The organism is Diaphorobacter nitroreducens (assembly GCF_002214645.1).
GTDB lineage: Bacteria > Pseudomonadota > Gammaproteobacteria > Burkholderiales > Burkholderiaceae_C > Diaphorobacter > Diaphorobacter nitroreducens.
In genome coordinates this window covers 2,449,187-2,463,588 of the sequence record NZ_CP016278.1, presented here as the reverse complement: position 1 = coordinate 2,463,588, position 14,402 = coordinate 2,449,187, and the positions used below count along the sequence as shown (strand labels likewise).

The following is a 14,402-nucleotide window of genomic DNA, read 5'->3' as shown; positions in this document are numbered from 1 at the left end:
TAGGCAACTGCGGGGCCGCATCCGGCCGGCACCGCTATTTGATGGCTTTGCGCGCGGCCCCGATACCCAGCAGCGCGAGCACCACGAACAGCACGGCCAATACCAGGAACACCACGAACAGCACCTTGGCGATGGCGGCCGAGCCAGCGGCCACGCCGGTGAACCCGAGCGCGCCGGCGATGAGCGAAATGATGGCGAAGATGATCGCGTACTTGAGCATGGGATAGGCCTCCTTGAGATGGGCCGCCGGCGGGTGCGGCGGCTGGGCATCAGAGTAGGGGCGCCGGCGCAGGCGCTCCGTCATCTGGCGAAACCGCAACGTGTAGGAGGGTGTTGACAGTGCTGCCGGTTATCGCAGCGCATGCTGCGCCGCGCCGCCGGCGATCGGCAGCAGCACGGCGCCCGTGCGTTCTGTGGCGGCCATCAGCAGATCCCATCCCAGCATGATGGCAACCGTCCAGGCGCTGTACAGCCGCTGCAGCACAGGCGGCGTGCCCGCCAGCAGCAGGAACAGGTTGGCGTGAACAGCGCATTCTTAGGCAGCCTGGACGCGGGGTGCCGGGGGTGTATTGGAAAAAATGGCGTCTGCAAGGGCATACATGCGCGGCCTTGCCCAGGGCATCGCTGCGGCCCTGCAGCAGGCCGCCGCCCTTAGCGCCGAGAATCTCCCGGCGCAGCCGCCACGCGTTCGCGCAACGCGTTGTGGAAGTGGCGCTGGTCCTAAAAGCCCAGTTCCTGCGCCACCGTGGCCGGCGCACCTACTGCGGCCAGCAGCGCGCGCGGCGTTGATACGCGCGCCTGCACAGGCTTACAAGCCGGCCGCTTGGCGCCGCGCGGCGGCGTACTGGTATGAGTTCGCAACGCGGCGGGGTACGAACTCCGCCCCCAAGCTCAGTGATTGCCTGGACGCAGACGTGGGGTTCAAAGCCCCGCCGCTGCGCGCAGCGCCTGGGCTTTGTGCCGCCGCAAGGGTGCCGCACCCGCTGGCGCGGGTCGCCGTGCCTTACAGCCCGGCCGCTGCACGCAGCGCGGCAGCCTTGTCCGTCCTCTCCCAGGTGAACTCGGGTTCCTCGCGGCCAAAGTGGCCGTAGGCGGCGGTCTTCGCGTAGATGGGGCGCAGCAGGTCCAGCATCTGGATGATGCCCTTGGGGCGCAGGTCGAAGTGCTCCTGCACCAGCTGGGCGATCTGGTCGTCGGGGATTACGCCGGTGCCCTCGGTGTACACGGTGATATTCATCGGGCGCGCCACGCCGATGGCATAAGCCACCTGGATCTGGCACTGGCGCGCCAGGCCGGCGGCCACGATGTTCTTGGCCACGTAGCGCGCAGCATAGGCGGCGCTGCGGTCCACCTTCGTCGGATCCTTGCCGCTGAATGCGCCGCCGCCGTGCGGGCAGGCGCCGCCGTAGGTGTCCACGATGATCTTGCGGCCCGTCAGGCCGCAGTCGCCCTGCGGCCCGCCAATGACGAAGCGACCCGTGGGGTTGATCAGGTACTTGGTGTCCTGCAGCCATTCCTTGGGCAGCACCGGCTTGATGATCTCCTCGATGATGGCCTCGGTGAAGCTGGCCTTCATCTTGGTGGCCGTCTCGCTCTGGTCGGGGCTGTGCTGGGTGGAGAGCACCACGGTGTCGATGCTGTGGGGCTTGCCGTCCACGTAGCGCATGGTCACCTGGCTCTTGGCGTCCGGGCGCAGGAAGGGCAGGCGGCCGTCCTTGCGCAACTGGGCCTGGCGCTCGACCAGGCGGTGCGCGTAGTAGATGGGCGCGGGCATCAGCTCGGGCGTCTCGTCGCAGGCGTAGCCGAACATCAGGCCCTGGTCGCCCGCGCCGGTGTTCAGGTGGTCGTCGCTGGCGTGGTCCACGCCCTGGGCGATGTCGTTGGACTGCTTGTCGTAGGCCACGAGCACTGCGCAGCCCTTGTAGTCGATGCCGTACTCGGTGTTGTCGTAGCCGATGCGCTTGATGGTGTCGCGCGCCACCTGGATGTAGTCCACGTGTGCGTTGGTGGTGATCTCGCCGGCCAGCACCACCAGGCCGGTGTTGGTCAGCGTCTCGGCTGCCACGCGGCTGCGGGGGTCTTGCGTGAAGATCGCGTCCAGGATGGCGTCGGAGATCTGGTCCGCCACCTTGTCGGGGTGGCCCTCAGAGACCGATTCGGACGTGAAGAGGAAATCGTTCGCCATTTGAATAAACTCCGTGTTGTCAGCATTTGGGCGTTGCCCAGAGCCTCATGGAGCCTCGGCGAACGCTTTAGCAGTTGTGTTTAACGTCGCCCTGCAAGTTGCTCATTTAACTCGGCGACGACCGTCATTGTAATGTCATCCCTCTTTCGGCTCGTTTCCGCGCTGCCCTTGTGGTTGCTGCATGTCATTGGCGCGGCGCTTGGCTGGGTGGCGTTTTGCGCATCGCCCACCTACCGCCGTCGCTTCATCGACAACGCCGCGCGCGCGGGTTATGCCTTGCGTGACGTGCGTGCGGCCATAGCGCACGCGGGGCGCATGGTGGCCGAGGCGCCGCGTCTGTGGCTGTGGCCCGAGCCGCCGGCCTGCGAGATACGCGGGGCCGAATGCGTGCAACGGGCCTGGGGCCAAGGCCGCGGCATCGTGTTCCTCACGCCGCACATTGGCTGTTTCGAGTTGTCGGTGCAGGCGGCGGCGCGGCGCTGGTCGCCGGAGCACGGCCCCATCACCATCCTGTACCGGCCCGCGCGCCAGCGCTGGCTGGCCGAGGTGATGCAGACCGCGCGCAACCGCCCCGGCATCCAGGCCGTGCCCACCACGTTGCAGGGCGTGCGCCAGATGATCAAGGCGCTGCGGCGCGGCGAGGCGGTGGGCCTGCTGCCTGACCAGGTGCCGCCGCAGGGGCTGGGGGTGTGGTCGCCGTTCTTCGGCCGCCCGGCCTACACCATGACGCTGGCTGCGCGCCTGGTGCAGCAGACCGGTGCGGCGGTGATCCTGGCGCGGTGCGAGCGCCTGCCACGCGGGCGCGGCTATGTGTTGCACCTGGAGGATTTGGCCCAGCCGCTGGCGCCTACACTCGACGCGGCCGTGCTGCAGCTCAACCAAGCCATGGAATACCTCATCCGCCAAAGCCCCGACCAATACCTGTGGGGCTACGCCCGCTACAAGCAGCCCCGCGCGGAGATGCATACCTCTGCCGGGGCCGATGCACCGCCGGAGGGCCGCGCATGATGGCGCGCGCGGGCATCGCGCTGCTGAATCTGCTGGGTCGCCTGCCGCTGCCGGCGCTGCGCGCGCTGGGGCGGTTCATCGGCCGGGTGCTGTTCGTGCTGGCCGTGCCGCGGCGCAGGGTGGCGCTGCGCAACCTGGCCCTGTGCTTCCCGGAGGTGCCCGAATCGCAGCGCCGCGCGTGGGCGCGCGAGTCCTTCGTGGTGTTCTGCCAGACCTTCCTGGACCGCGGCTGGTTGTGGTCGGGCTCCGAGGCGCTGGTGCGCAGTCGCGTGAAGCTGGTGGGCGCGCTGCACGAGCTGGAAGGCGACACGCCAACCATCGTCTTCGCGCCGCACTTCTACAGCATGGACGCAGGCGGTCTCGCCTTGCCGCTGAACACACGGCGCGAGTTCACCTCGATCTTCGCCACCAACCCCGACCCGGTGTTGGACGCATGGTTCATGGCGGGCCGCCAGCGCTTTGGCAACGTGCGCATGCTCAACCGCGCCGACGGCGTGAAACCCATCATCTCGTGCCTGCGCAAGGGCGGGCTGCTGTACCTGCTGCCCGACATGGACTACGGCAGGAACGACTCGGTGTTCGTGCCCTTCTTCGCCATGCGGGACGCGGCCACCATCCCGTCACTGTCGCGCTTTGCGCGCCTGGGGCGCGCCAAGGTGGTGGCGCTGTACAGCCGCATGACGCCCGAGGGTTACGTGGCCGAGCTGACCCCCGCCTGGGACCACTTTCCCACCGAGGACCATGTGGCCGACACGGCGCGCATGAACCGCGAGCTGGAAGCCGCCATCCGCACCATGCCCGCGCAGTACTACTGGGTGCACAAGCGCTTCAAGACCCGCCCGGAGGGGCAGGATTCGGTGTACCAGTAAAAATGGCTCTAGCGCTTATCTGGTAAGCGCTAGCAGCTACGGAAATCATAGTTCCTGGCGAAGAAGATCCGCCAGGGTGTCGCGCACCAGCCCCGGCTGCTCGTGCACCACCCAGTGCGTGGCGCCCGGCACCTGCTGCACCTGCAGGCGTGGCACCCAGGCTTGGAGCCCCTGCAGCAGACCGGGCAGCAACGCGGGGTCATCCATGCCCCACAGCACTTGCGTGGGTACGGACACCTGCAGCATGTCGGCGGGCAGCGTGAGGGAGCGGATGTCCGGTGTCCCGTCGTCCTGGGAAGACGAGGGCAGCGGCGGCCGCAGCGGACTGGCACGGTAGTAGTTGCAAGGCCCGGCAAGCCCCGCCGCCCACTGCGCGCGGTAGTGCGCGCGCAGTGCAGGGGTGAGCCAGCCGGGCGCGCTGCCATCGGCGCGGCGAAAGAAGCCGAACAGGCGCGCGAAATCGTTCTCGGCCAGCAGCGACTCGGCGTCCGGGCGGCACAGGAAGTGCATGTACGCACTGGCCTCCTGCTGCGCGGCACTGCCCTGCAACTCGCGCAAGAAGGCGCCAGGGTGCGGCGCGTTGATGACCATCAGGCGCTTGAGCAGTCCGGGGTGCTGGTTGGCCAGGTTCCAGGCCACGGCCCCGCCCCAGTCGTGTGCCACCAGCGCGGCCAGCGGCGTGCCGGCACCGGCTTCCTGGGCGATCAGCGCGGCGATGTCCTGCACCAGATGTTTGGGGCGGTAGGCCTCTATTGCAGCCGGCGCGCTGGAAGGTGCATAGCCGCGCAGCCAGGGCGCCACGCAGCGGTAGCCGCCGTGTGCCGGATCGGCGAAATGGCCCAGCAGCGCATCCCAGATGAACGCGCCTTCGGGAAAGCCGTGCAGGAACAGCAGCACCGGGCGCCCCGGCATGCCGGCCACGCGGCAGTGCAGCGTGATGCCGTGCGGCAGTGTGTGGGTGATCGTCTCCGCCATACGCTACGCCTTTCATAGCTGCCAGCGCTTGATGGACGGGCGCTGGTGTCAGTTTTGGTCTTCAGATGGCGGCAGGGCTTCCACGGCCGCATCCTCTTTTTGGACGGGGTGGGCCCACTGCCACAGCAGTTGCGCCACTTCGTCCACGCCCTGCTTCTTGAGCGCGGAGAACATCCTGACCTCACCGCCGCCGGCCTGCAGTCGCGTGATGGACAGTGCCTTGGCCTGCTCGGCGCGCGTGAGCTTGTCGGCCTTGGTGAGCAGCACCAGGAACTTGAGCCCTGCCTCCACGCGCGGCCGCACGGCGTTCAGCAGCGCCTCGTCCAGCTCGGTCAGGCCCAGGCGCGGGTCGCACAGCAGCACGATGGCGGTGAGACTTTCGCGGCTCACCAGGTAGCTCAGCATCACTTGCTGCCAGCGCAGCTTGTCCGAGCGCGACACGGCCGCGTAGCCGTAGCCCGGCAGGTCAGCCAGCACCGCGTCCGTTGCGCCCTGCTTGCCCAGCGCGAACAGGTTGATGTGCTGGGTGCGCCCGGGCTTCTTGGATGCAAACGCCAGTTGGCGCTGCTGGGTGAGGGTGTTGATGCAGGTGGATTTGCCTGCGTTGGAGCGGCCCACGAAGGCGATCTCGGGCACCTCGATGGCGGGCAAATGGTGCAACTGTGCGGCCGTCGTCAGGAAGCGCGCGGTGTGCATCCACCCCATGGCGACCTTGGCGTCCGGCGCTGGCGGGAGGGAGCCAGCAACTGGCGCATGTGATGTGGTCGGCATATATGGGTTTTCCAAGGGATAGGGCGAAACAGGGGGCATTGTAGAATCGCGGGGTTTTGCGCTCATAACACAAGATCCCCCGATATGAAGTTGCTCGCCTCCCTGCTGATGGCTGCCGCACTGGCAGTCCCCGCTGCCTCGGCCCTTGCCGCAGGCGAAACCCCGGCGCCGCAAAAGGCAGCGAAGCCTGATCTCGTGAAGGGCGAGGCCAGCTACGCCGCCGTGTGCGCCGCCTGCCACGCCGCCGACGGCAATTCCACCATCGCAGCCAACCCCAAGCTGGCGCAGCAGCACCCGGAATACCTGGTCAAGCAGCTGCAGGAGTTCAAGGCCGGCAAGCGTGCTGACCCCATCATGCAAGGCATGGCCGCCATCCTCTCCGAGGACGACATGCGCAACGTGTCGTGGTGGCTGGCCTCCAAGCAAGCCAAGGAAGGCTTTGCCAAGGACAAGGATCTGGTCGCCATGGGCGAACGCATCTACCGCGGCGGCATCCAGGACCGCAACATTGCCGCCTGCGCCGGCTGCCACAGCCCCAACGGTTCCGGCATTCCCGCCCAGTACCCGCGCCTGTCGGGCCAGCATGCCGACTACACGGTCAAGCAGCTGGTGGACTTCCGCGACGGCAAGCGTGGCAACAACGTGCAGATGCGCGACGTCGCCGCCAAGCTCAACGACCGCGAGATCAAGGCCGTGGCTGACTACATTGCCGGTTTGCGTTGATTCACGTCAAATTTCCAGGGGTGCTCCGATGCGCCTTTGGAACCTACCGCCGATAATCGCACCCAAGACGGGCGGGCTCATCTGAACGGATGGCCCGCCCTTTCTCATGGGCCTACGCACGCAGGGTTGACTGGCGTAGGTGGATTCCTCCCGGCCTTCGCGTCTTTCATGTCTGACACCACTTTCGGTCCTAGCAGCGCCCCCCGGACGCACGCCATGCGGTCGATGACCGAGCTGCTGGCGTCCATGCGCTTCGCGATCGCGTTGCTGACCGTGATCTGCATTGCCTCGGTGATCGGCACGGTGCTCAAGCAGCACGAGCCGGCCGTCAACTATGTGAACCAGTTCGGCCCGTTCTGGGCGGAGGTGTTCCTGGCGCTCAAGCTGAACGCGGTCTACAGCGCCTGGTGGTTCCTCGTGATCCTGGGCTTTCTGGTGGTCAGCACCTCGCTGTGCATTGCCCGGCATGCACCCAAGTATCTGGCCGACCTGCGCACCTACAAGGAAGACATCCGCGAGAAGAGCCTGCAGGCGTTCCACCACAAGGCCAGCGCGGAGCTGGCGGCCGAAACGCCCGAGGCGGCCGCGCGCCGCGTGGGCCAGCAACTGGTCGCCAAAGGCTGGAAGGTGCGCCTGCAGCAGCGCCAGACCCCGGCAGGTGACGGCTGGATGGTGGCCGCCAAGGCCGGTGCCGCCAACAAGCTGGGCTATATCGCCGCGCACAGCGCCATCGTGCTGGTGTGCCTGGGCGGCCTGCTGGACGGCGATCTCGTCGTGCGGGCACAGATGTGGTTTGGTGGCAAGACGCCCTATGCGGGCTCTGGCCTGATCTCCGAGGTCAAGCCCGAACACCGGCTGTCCGAGCGCAATCCCACGTTCCGCGGCAATCTCGTGGTGGCCGAGGGCACGCAGTCCGGCACCGCCATCCTGAGCCAGTCCGACGGCGTACTGCTGCAGGAACTGCCGTTTGCCGTCGAGCTCAAGAAGTTCATCGTGGAGCATTACTCCACCGGTATGCCCAAGCTGTTCGCCAGCGAGATCGTGATCCACGACCGCGCCACGGGCGAGGCCACGCCGGCGCGCGTGGAGGTCAACCATCCCGTGAGCTACCGGGGCATCGAAATCTACCAATCCAGCTTTGACGATGGCGGCTCCGAAGTGCACCTGCGTGCGCGTCCCATGGCGCCGGGCGCGGAGCCCTTCGATGTGCAAGGCGTGATCGGCGGCTCCACGCGCCTCACGCACTCGGGCTCGGGCGAAGGCATGACGCTGGAGTTCACGGGGCTTCGGGTGCTCAATGTGGAGAACTTCGGCGATACCGGCGCCAGCGGTTCGGGCGCTGACGTGCGCAAGGTGGATCTGCGCGAATCGATCGAATCGCGCCTGGGTGCCGGCAACAAGACCGTGAGCAAGCGCGAACTGCGCAACGTAGGCCCCAGCATCACCTACAAGCTGCGCGATACCGCGGGTCAGGCGCGGGAGTTCCACAATTTCATGCTGCCCGTGGACACGGGCGACGGTCAGCCCATGTATTTGCTGGGTGTGCGTGAGACCCCCGCGGAGCCCTTCCGCTACCTGCGCGTGCCGGTGGATGCCGAGGGTGGCATGGACGGCTTCTTGCGCATGCGCCTGGCCCTGGCCGATCCGCAGATGCGCGAGCTGGCGGTGCGTCGCTACGCGGCAGCGGCCGTGGATGGGGCGCGCCCCGAGCTGGCCGAGCAACTCGCGCAGTCGGCGGGGCGCGCGCTCGCGCTGTTCGCCGGTGCGATCGACGAGCCTGCTGCGGCGGGCGGCCGGCCGCGCGGCGGGCTGCAGGCGATCTCGGACTTCATGGAGGCCAATGTGCCCGAAGACGAGCGCAACCGCGCCAGCGAGGTGCTGGTGCGCATCCTCAACGGCGCCTTGTTCGAACTGGCGCAGATCACCCGCGAACGTGCAGGCCTGGCCCCCTTGCCACAGAATGGCGCAACGCAGGCGTTCATGACGCAGGCGGTGTTGAGCCTGAGCGATGCACAGGCCTATCCGGTGCCCCTGGCGTTCGAGCTGCGTGACTTCAAGCAGGTGCAGGCCAGCGTGTTCCAGGTGGCGCGCGCGCCGGGCAAGAACGTGGTGTACCTGGGTTGCGCGCTGCTGATCATCGGCGTGTTTGCCATGCTCTACGTGCGCGAACGCCGCGTATGGGTATGGCTGGCACCCCAGGAGACTGGCGCCCGCGCGACGATGGCGCTGTCCACCAACCGCAAGACGCTGGACGCGGATCGTGAATTCGCGCAGCTCACCACCCAATTGATCGGAACATCCCCGCACGGAGGTGCCTCATGAATACAGCCACGACCACGCTCACGTTGAGCGAAGGGTATTTCGCACGCCGCAGCTGGTGGGACTGGCTGTTTGCGTTGTTGGTGGTCGCGGGGGGCGTTTTCGCGCTGCAGCGCTATGCGGCGTACATGGATGTGTATGAGAAGGCCATTTTGCTGGGCTCCATTCCCAGCGCGATCTGGCTGGGTTGGTTCTGGCGCCCGCTGAGCACACTGATGCTGATGGTGGCCGCATGCTCGCTGCTGGCCATCGGGCTGTACCAGAACAATGGCGCGGGCGACCTGGCGCGCGCGGACACGGTCTTCGGACTCAAGTACTTTCTGTCGAGCCAGTCGGCCATCCTGTGGATGAGCATGCTGTTCTTCATGAGCACCGCGTTCTATTGGGTGGGCATGCTCTCGCGCGGTCAAGGGCAGACGATGATGCGCATCGGCTCGCGCATTGCGTGGGTGGCCGTGGCGCTGGCATTGATCGGCACCATGGTGCGCTGGTACGAAAGCTACCAGATCGGCCCGGATATCGGCCACATCCCGGTGAGCAACCTCTACGAGGTGTTCGTCATGTTCTGCTGGATGACGGCCGTGTTCTACCTGTACTACGAGGAGCAGTACGAAACCCGCGCGCTCGGCGGCTTCGTGATGCTGGTGGTGAGCGCCGCCGTGGGCTTTCTGTTGTGGTACACGGTCGTGCGCGAGGCACATGAGATCCAGCCGCTGGTGCCCGCGCTCAAGAGCTGGTGGATGAAGCTGCATGTGCCGGCCAACTTCATCGGCTACGGCACGTTCGCGCTGTCGGCCATGGTGGCCTTTGCCTACCTGATCAAACAGCAGGCGAGCGAAACGCGCTGGTGGAAACTGGCACCGCTGTGGCTGTTGGGCGTGGTGCTGTGCTTTGAGCCCATCGTCTTTCGCCAGGGCGCGGCCGACAACGGCGGTGGCTACTGGATGGTGTATTTCGGCGTTTCTGCGCTGATCGTGGCGGGCATCTTGCTGGCGCGCCGGCGCATTGCCGAGCGGTTGCCGTCCTTCGAGATCCTGGACGACGTGATGTACAAGTCCATCGCCGTGGGCTTTGCGTTCTTTACCATCGCCACGGTCCTGGGAGCGCTGTGGGCCGCGGAGGCCTGGGGCGGTTACTGGAGCTGGGACCCCAAGGAAACCTGGGCGCTGATCGTGTGGCTCAACTACGCGGCATGGCTGCACATGCGGCTGATGAAGGGTTTGCGCGGCACCATGTCGGCGTGGTGGGCGCTGGTGGGCCTGGCGGTGACCACCTTCGCCTTTCTGGGCGTGAACATGTTCCTGAGCGGTCTGCACAGCTACGGAACCTTGTAACCCTCGGCGTCCAAGGGGGAACCTGCGGGCCCTGCGGGCAGTCTGTGTCTCATGCAGACTGTGGCAGATGCGGCTGCCAGAAGGACCCCCATGTTGATTCCTACCCGAGACAACGGATACATCCACCCTTGCGCTGGCGAGATCACGCCGCGCGCCGTCTATGAGCAGCGACGCGCCATGCTCCGCCTGCTGGCAGCGGGTGCTGGTGGCGCGGCGATGGCCGGCTGGGCAGGGCGTGTTGCCCTCGCTGACCAAGTCCGCCGCCCGGGGAGGCTCGCGCCCCTGCCGGGTGCGCCGTCCGCCGTGCCGGGCGCGGTGACCATGGAGAAGGTCACCGAGTACCAGGACGCCACCACGTACAACAATTTCTACGAATTCGGCACGGACAAGAGCGACCCCGCGCGCAACGCCCATACCCTGAAAACCCGTCCCTGGACCGTAGAAGTGGAAGGCTTGGTCAACAAGCCACGGCGCTTCGATATCGACGAGCTGCTCAAGCTCAGCGCGCAGGAGGAGCGCATCTACCGTCTGCGCTGCGTCGAGGGCTGGTCCATGGTGATCCCCTGGGTGGGGTACTCGTTGGCAGAGTTGATCAAGCGGGTGGAGCCGCAGGGCAGTGCCAAGTACGTCGAGTTCGTCACGCTGGCGGACAAAGCCACCATGCCTTACGTGGGCTCGCGTGTGCTGGACTGGCCTTACACCGAAGGCCTGCGCTTGGACGAGGCCATGCATCCGCTCACGCTGCTCGCCTTCGGCATGTATGGCGAGGTGCTGCCCAATCAGAATGGCGCACCGGTGCGCATCGTCGTGCCGTGGAAGTACGGCTTCAAGAGCGCCAAGAGCATCGTCAAGATCCGCTTCGTCGAGAAGGAGCCTGGTACCGCATGGAACAAGGCTGCACGGCAGGAGTACGGCTTTTATTCCAACGTGAATCCAGATGTGGACCACCCGCGCTGGAGCCAGGCCACCGAACGGCGTATCGGCGAGGGCGGACTGTTCGCCAAGAAGCGCAAGACCCTGCTGTTCAATGGCTACGAGGCCCAGGTGGGACAGCTCTACGCGGGCATGGATCTGCGCAAGTTCTACTGATGGTGCATGCACGCCTTTCGGGCAGTACTCCCGCGCTGGCGGGTCGCGGCTGGGGTGCGCGCGTGTTGTTGCACCCGGCAGCCAAGCCGGTGCTGTTTGTGCTGTGCCTGCTACCACTGGCCTGGCTGGTGTATGGGGCGGCCGCCGAACGCCTGGGCGCCAACCCTGCCGAAGCCCTGATCCGCTCCACGGGCGACTGGACGCTGCGCATGCTGTGCCTCACGCTGGCAGTCACACCCCTGAGGCTGGCGCTGGCCCAGCCGCCGCTGGCACGCTTTCGGCGCATGCTGGGGCTGTACACCTTCGCCTACGCGGCACTCCACTTGCTGTGCTACGGCTGGTTCGACATGGGGCTGGATGTGCCGGAAATCCTTCGTGACGTGCTCAAGCGCCCCTTCATCCTGGTGGGCATGGGCTGCTTTGCGGTGCTCCTGGCGCTGGCGGCCACGTCGTTCAACCGGGCCATGCGCTGGATGGGCGGGCGGCGCTGGCAGCAACTGCACCGCGGCGTGTACCTGGCCGCGGGGCTGGCGATCCTGCACTTTTTCTGGATGCGGTCGGGCAAGAACGACTTTGCCGAGGTGGCGGTCTATGCCGCCATCCTGGCGGCGTTGCTGCTCGCTCGGCCTTGGTTGCGCCGGCGCCGCCGTGCCGTCTGATTGCTATTAATTAGATAGCTGCTAGCGCTTTCTGGGTAAGCGCTAGAGCCGATTTTTATCAAACTTTCAGGCGCGCACGGCCTGCAGCGCAGGGCGCACCTGGCGGGTGACGGGATCGATGTGACCCGTGGGGATCTGGTAGGCGCGGTCATCAAACAGGTCGATGCCACACATCAGGCTGTCGAGCCATTGGAAGAAGTCGTCGATGGCCGGCTTGCCCATGATGGGCGCGCCGTGCTGCGGAACCACCATGGCGATGTCGAGTTGCCGCGCCATGCGCGTCCACAGGCGCAGGATCTTGTTGGAGACCATGTAGCGGCGGTGAAAGCCTTCCATGCGTGGAATGTGCGGTGCCAGATGGGTCACCGGCACGCGTGCGTCGGCGCCCGAGGTCATGGAGACGCCCAGGTCGCCCGTGAACAGGATGCGGCTGACCGGGTCGTAGAAGTGGAAGTTGCCTTCGGAATGCATGAAATGCGCCGGCAGCAGCACCAGCTCGTGCCGGCCCAGCGGCAGGCGGCCGCCGCTGTCGGGCACCCCGATGATGCGGTTCTCGGTTTTGCCGAGCTTGGTGAAGTGCGGCGCGAAGCGCTCCCAGATGCGTGAGATGACCAGCGTCGCCTTGGTGCTGCTCAACCATCGGTCCAGCGAGGCGATGATGTCGGGGTCGGCGTGCGACGCAATCAGATAGGACAGCTTGTGGGGCGGAAAGTGCTTGGACATGCCCATGAACAACTCGTTGAACGCCAGATTGCCGCCCGGGTCGATGATGGCGCCCGTGTCGTCGTCCACGATCAGGAACTGGTTGGCCTGAACCGCCTGCCCATCCTCCTCGACAAGGTCCGAGAACATCAGACAAGCGTGGTTCTTGTCCCGGTAGAGTTCAAGAGGTTCCTGAGGCATGCACGTGACTCCGCAATGAAAGTGCAATAGTACTCAGGGCGAAATGGTTATTCCTTGATGGTTATCAAGGGTTGCCCTGCGGTACCAGCTTTTCGCTGCGGAAAATGTCGTTCACGCTTTCGCGCGTGCGGATGAGGTGGGCTCGCGCTCCGTCCACCAGCACCTCGGCGGGTCGGGGACGGGTGTTGTAGGTGCTCCCCATGGAACTGCAGTACGCCCCGGCGGACAGCACCGCCAGCATATCGCCCGCTGCCACCGCCAGGTTGCGGTCACGGCCGATCCAGTCCCCGCTTTCGCAGATCGGGCCGACGACGTCATACACGTGCGACACGGCCGTCGGGGTGGCCGCCTGCAGGGGCACGATGGCGTGGTAGGCCTGGTACATCGCCGGCCGCGGCAAATCGTTCATGGCCGCATCGACGACGCAGAAGTTCTTTTGCTCGCCTGGCTTGAGGTAGAGCACCTCCGTCAGGCAAACACCGGCGTTGCCCACTAAGGAGCGACCGGGCTCGATCATCAATTGGCGGTCACCGTAGCCGCGCGCGTCCAGCTTCGCCAACAGCTTGGCCCACAGCGCGTCGGCCCGTGGTGGCGTTTCGCCGTTGTAATCGATGCCCAGACCACCGCCAAAATCGATGTGGTGGATCGCGATGCCTGCGGCCTCGATGGCTTGCACGAGGTCCAGCATGCGATCCATGGCGTCCAGATACGGGCTCTCTTCCGTGATCTGGGAGCCGATGTGGCAATCGATGCCCACCACGCGCAAGCCGGGCAGGGCGGCTGCGCGCTGGTAGGTGGCGACCGTGCGTTCATGGGCGATACCGAACTTGTTGCCCTTGAGGCCCGTGGAAATGTAGGGGTGCGTCTTGGCGTCCACGTTGGGATTGACACGAATGCTGATCGGCGCGCGCAATCCCATGGATTGGGCCACTTCGCTCAGCACGTCGAGTTCTGCCTCGCTCTCCACGTTGAAGCAGCCAATGCCGACCTCCAGCGCCTGGCGCATTTCTGCGCGCGTCTTGCCTACGCCGGAAAAGATCACCTTCGCCGGGTCGCCGCCGGCTGCAATCACGCGTTGCAGTTCGCCGGCAGAAACGATGTCGAAGCCGCAACCGTGGCGTGCGAAAAGCTGCAGGACAGCGAGCGACGAGTTCGCTTTCATGGCATAGCAGATCTGCACCTTGCGCCCAGCGAACCCGCGCTGGTACGCCCCCAGGGCGTCCAGCATGGCCGCTTGGGAATAGACGTAGAGGGGCGTGCCGAACTCCCGGGCCAGGTCGGCAAGGCGAAGGCCCTCCAACTGAAGCGCTTGGTCGTGGTAGTGCAAGTGGGGGTGGCCGGGCAGAACGGGATGGGTCATGGACGGGTAGTAGAAGCGGAATCGGCTGGCGACGAGGCGGGAGCCCGCGAGGCGGCGGGGTTGAGGGTTTCAGGGAGTGTGGCGCGCTGCGCGGCAGCCGGGTCCGTGGGCAGGTAAAGCGGACCCCGTTGGCCACAGGCCGCGAAGGCTGCCGTGCTCACAGCAAGGACAATCGTCCTGACTAGAATTTGACGAGCTCTGAACATA

The 14,402-nt window shown here is 66.1% G+C and carries 14 protein-coding genes; 7 read left to right on the top strand and 7 right to left on the bottom strand.

The features are described from left to right. Window positions 1–34: 34 nt before the first annotated feature. Window positions 35–220 (bottom strand): DUF1328 domain-containing protein, encoded by a 186-nt coding sequence (locus BA022_RS11585; protein ID WP_011804154.1) that lies wholly within the window; start codon window positions 218–220, stop codon window positions 35–37. Window positions 221–1,003: 783 nt separating this feature from the next. Continuing rightward, the gene (gene metK / locus BA022_RS11580; RefSeq protein WP_012655683.1) at window positions 1,004–2,185 is read right to left on the bottom strand and encodes a methionine adenosyltransferase; all 1,182 of its coding nucleotides are present in this window, start codon (window positions 2,183–2,185) and stop codon (window positions 1,004–1,006) included. 132 nt (window positions 2,186–2,317) lie between these two features. Between metK and BA022_RS11575 the strand changes: the two genes are divergently transcribed. Further along, window positions 2,318–3,193, top strand: a complete 876-nt coding sequence (locus tag BA022_RS11575) for a lysophospholipid acyltransferase family protein (RefSeq protein WP_088887575.1) — start codon at window positions 2,318–2,320, stop codon at window positions 3,191–3,193. Next, the gene (locus tag BA022_RS11570; protein WP_088887574.1) at window positions 3,190–4,062 is read left to right on the top strand and encodes a lysophospholipid acyltransferase family protein; all 873 of its coding nucleotides are present in this window, start codon (window positions 3,190–3,192) and stop codon (window positions 4,060–4,062) included. Before BA022_RS11575 ends, BA022_RS11570 begins: the two co-directional genes overlap by 4 nt. Window positions 4,063–4,107: 45 nt before the next feature. Here the strand turns inward: BA022_RS11570 and BA022_RS11565 are convergent, their stop codons facing one another. Together BA022_RS11565 and yihA are read right to left on the bottom strand one after the other, a co-directional pair. After that, on the bottom strand, window positions 4,108–5,037 hold the full coding sequence (locus BA022_RS11565) for an alpha/beta fold hydrolase (RefSeq protein ID WP_088887573.1): 930 nt from the start codon (window positions 5,035–5,037) through the stop codon (window positions 4,108–4,110). Between the two features lie 48 nt (window positions 5,038–5,085). Continuing rightward, a complete protein-coding gene (gene yihA, locus BA022_RS11560) occupies window positions 5,086–5,808 on the bottom strand; it encodes a ribosome biogenesis GTP-binding protein YihA/YsxC (RefSeq protein WP_047350979.1) in 723 nt (240 codons plus the stop codon). Between the two features lie 84 nt (window positions 5,809–5,892). Between yihA and BA022_RS11555 the strand changes: the two genes are divergently transcribed. The 5 genes from BA022_RS11555 to BA022_RS11535 all read left to right on the top strand — a co-directional run bounded on the left by BA022_RS11555 (window position 5,893) and on the right by BA022_RS11535 (window position 11,932). After that, on the top strand, window positions 5,893–6,531 hold the full coding sequence (locus BA022_RS11555) for a c-type cytochrome (protein WP_011804161.1): 639 nt from the start codon (window positions 5,893–5,895) through the stop codon (window positions 6,529–6,531). 168 nt (window positions 6,532–6,699) lie between these two features. Further along, window positions 6,700–8,853: a cytochrome c biogenesis protein ResB gene (locus BA022_RS11550; RefSeq protein WP_088887572.1), complete on the top strand. Its 2,154-nt coding sequence runs from the start codon at window positions 6,700–6,702 to the stop codon at window positions 8,851–8,853. Further along, entirely contained in the window at window positions 8,850–10,184 is a 1,335-nt protein-coding gene (gene ccsB, locus BA022_RS11545; RefSeq protein ID WP_088887571.1) for a c-type cytochrome biogenesis protein CcsB, read from the top strand. The genes BA022_RS11550 and ccsB overlap by 4 nt, the downstream gene beginning before the upstream one ends. A gap of 90 nt (window positions 10,185–10,274) precedes the next feature. Further along, entirely contained in the window at window positions 10,275–11,273 is a 999-nt protein-coding gene (gene msrP / locus BA022_RS11540) for a protein-methionine-sulfoxide reductase catalytic subunit MsrP (RefSeq protein ID WP_047350982.1), read from the top strand. Beyond that, complete coding sequence (locus BA022_RS11535) at window positions 11,273–11,932, top strand: protein-methionine-sulfoxide reductase heme-binding subunit MsrQ (protein WP_187305963.1); 660 nt, start codon at window positions 11,273–11,275, stop codon at window positions 11,930–11,932. The genes msrP and BA022_RS11535 overlap by 1 nt, the downstream gene beginning before the upstream one ends. Before the next feature lie 66 nt (window positions 11,933–11,998). Here the strand turns inward: BA022_RS11535 and BA022_RS11530 are convergent, their stop codons facing one another. From BA022_RS11530 to lptM, 3 genes are all read right to left on the bottom strand, one after another. After that, window positions 11,999–12,835, bottom strand: coding sequence for an oxygen-binding di-iron domain-containing protein (locus BA022_RS11530; protein WP_011804166.1), 837 nt, complete (start codon window positions 12,833–12,835; stop codon window positions 11,999–12,001). A gap of 64 nt (window positions 12,836–12,899) precedes the next feature. Further along, on the bottom strand, window positions 12,900–14,195 hold the full coding sequence (gene lysA, locus BA022_RS11525; RefSeq protein WP_088887570.1) for a diaminopimelate decarboxylase: 1,296 nt from the start codon (window positions 14,193–14,195) through the stop codon (window positions 12,900–12,902). Continuing rightward, complete coding sequence (gene lptM / locus BA022_RS11520) at window positions 14,192–14,401, bottom strand: LPS translocon maturation chaperone LptM (protein WP_088887569.1); 210 nt, start codon at window positions 14,399–14,401, stop codon at window positions 14,192–14,194. The genes lysA and lptM overlap by 4 nt, the downstream gene beginning before the upstream one ends. Between the last annotated feature and the right edge of the window lies 1 nt (window position 14,402).

Bases quoted from the DNA above. Each gene is read 5' to 3' on its own strand.
- BA022_RS11530 (WP_011804166.1), bottom strand. From the start codon at position 12,835: ATGCCTCAGGAACCTCTTGAACTCTACCGGGACAAGAACCACGCTTGT.
- BA022_RS11575 (WP_088887575.1), top strand. From the start codon at position 2,318: ATGTCATCCCTCTTTCGGCTCGTTTCCGCGCTGCCCTTGTGGTTGCTG.
- ccsB (WP_088887571.1), top strand. From the start codon at position 8,850: ATGAATACAGCCACGACCACGCTCACGTTGAGCGAAGGGTATTTCGCA.
- BA022_RS11570 (WP_088887574.1), top strand. From the start codon at position 3,190: ATGATGGCGCGCGCGGGCATCGCGCTGCTGAATCTGCTGGGTCGCCTG.
- BA022_RS11585 (WP_011804154.1), bottom strand. From the start codon at position 220: ATGCTCAAGTACGCGATCATCTTCGCCATCATTTCGCTCATCGCCGGC.
- BA022_RS11565 (WP_088887573.1), bottom strand. From the start codon at position 5,037: ATGGCGGAGACGATCACCCACACACTGCCGCACGGCATCACGCTGCAC.
- lptM (WP_088887569.1), bottom strand. From the start codon at position 14,401: ATGTTCAGAGCTCGTCAAATTCTAGTCAGGACGATTGTCCTTGCTGTG.
- BA022_RS11555 (WP_011804161.1), top strand. From the start codon at position 5,893: ATGAAGTTGCTCGCCTCCCTGCTGATGGCTGCCGCACTGGCAGTCCCC.
- lysA (WP_088887570.1), bottom strand. From the start codon at position 14,195: ATGACCCATCCCGTTCTGCCCGGCCACCCCCACTTGCACTACCACGAC.
- metK (WP_012655683.1), bottom strand. From the start codon at position 2,185: ATGGCGAACGATTTCCTCTTCACGTCCGAATCGGTCTCTGAGGGCCAC.
- yihA (WP_047350979.1), bottom strand. From the start codon at position 5,808: ATGCCGACCACATCACATGCGCCAGTTGCTGGCTCCCTCCCGCCAGCG.
- BA022_RS11535 (WP_187305963.1), top strand. From the start codon at position 11,273: ATGGTGCATGCACGCCTTTCGGGCAGTACTCCCGCGCTGGCGGGTCGC.
- msrP (WP_047350982.1), top strand. From the start codon at position 10,275: ATGTTGATTCCTACCCGAGACAACGGATACATCCACCCTTGCGCTGGC.
- BA022_RS11550 (WP_088887572.1), top strand. From the start codon at position 6,700: ATGTCTGACACCACTTTCGGTCCTAGCAGCGCCCCCCGGACGCACGCC.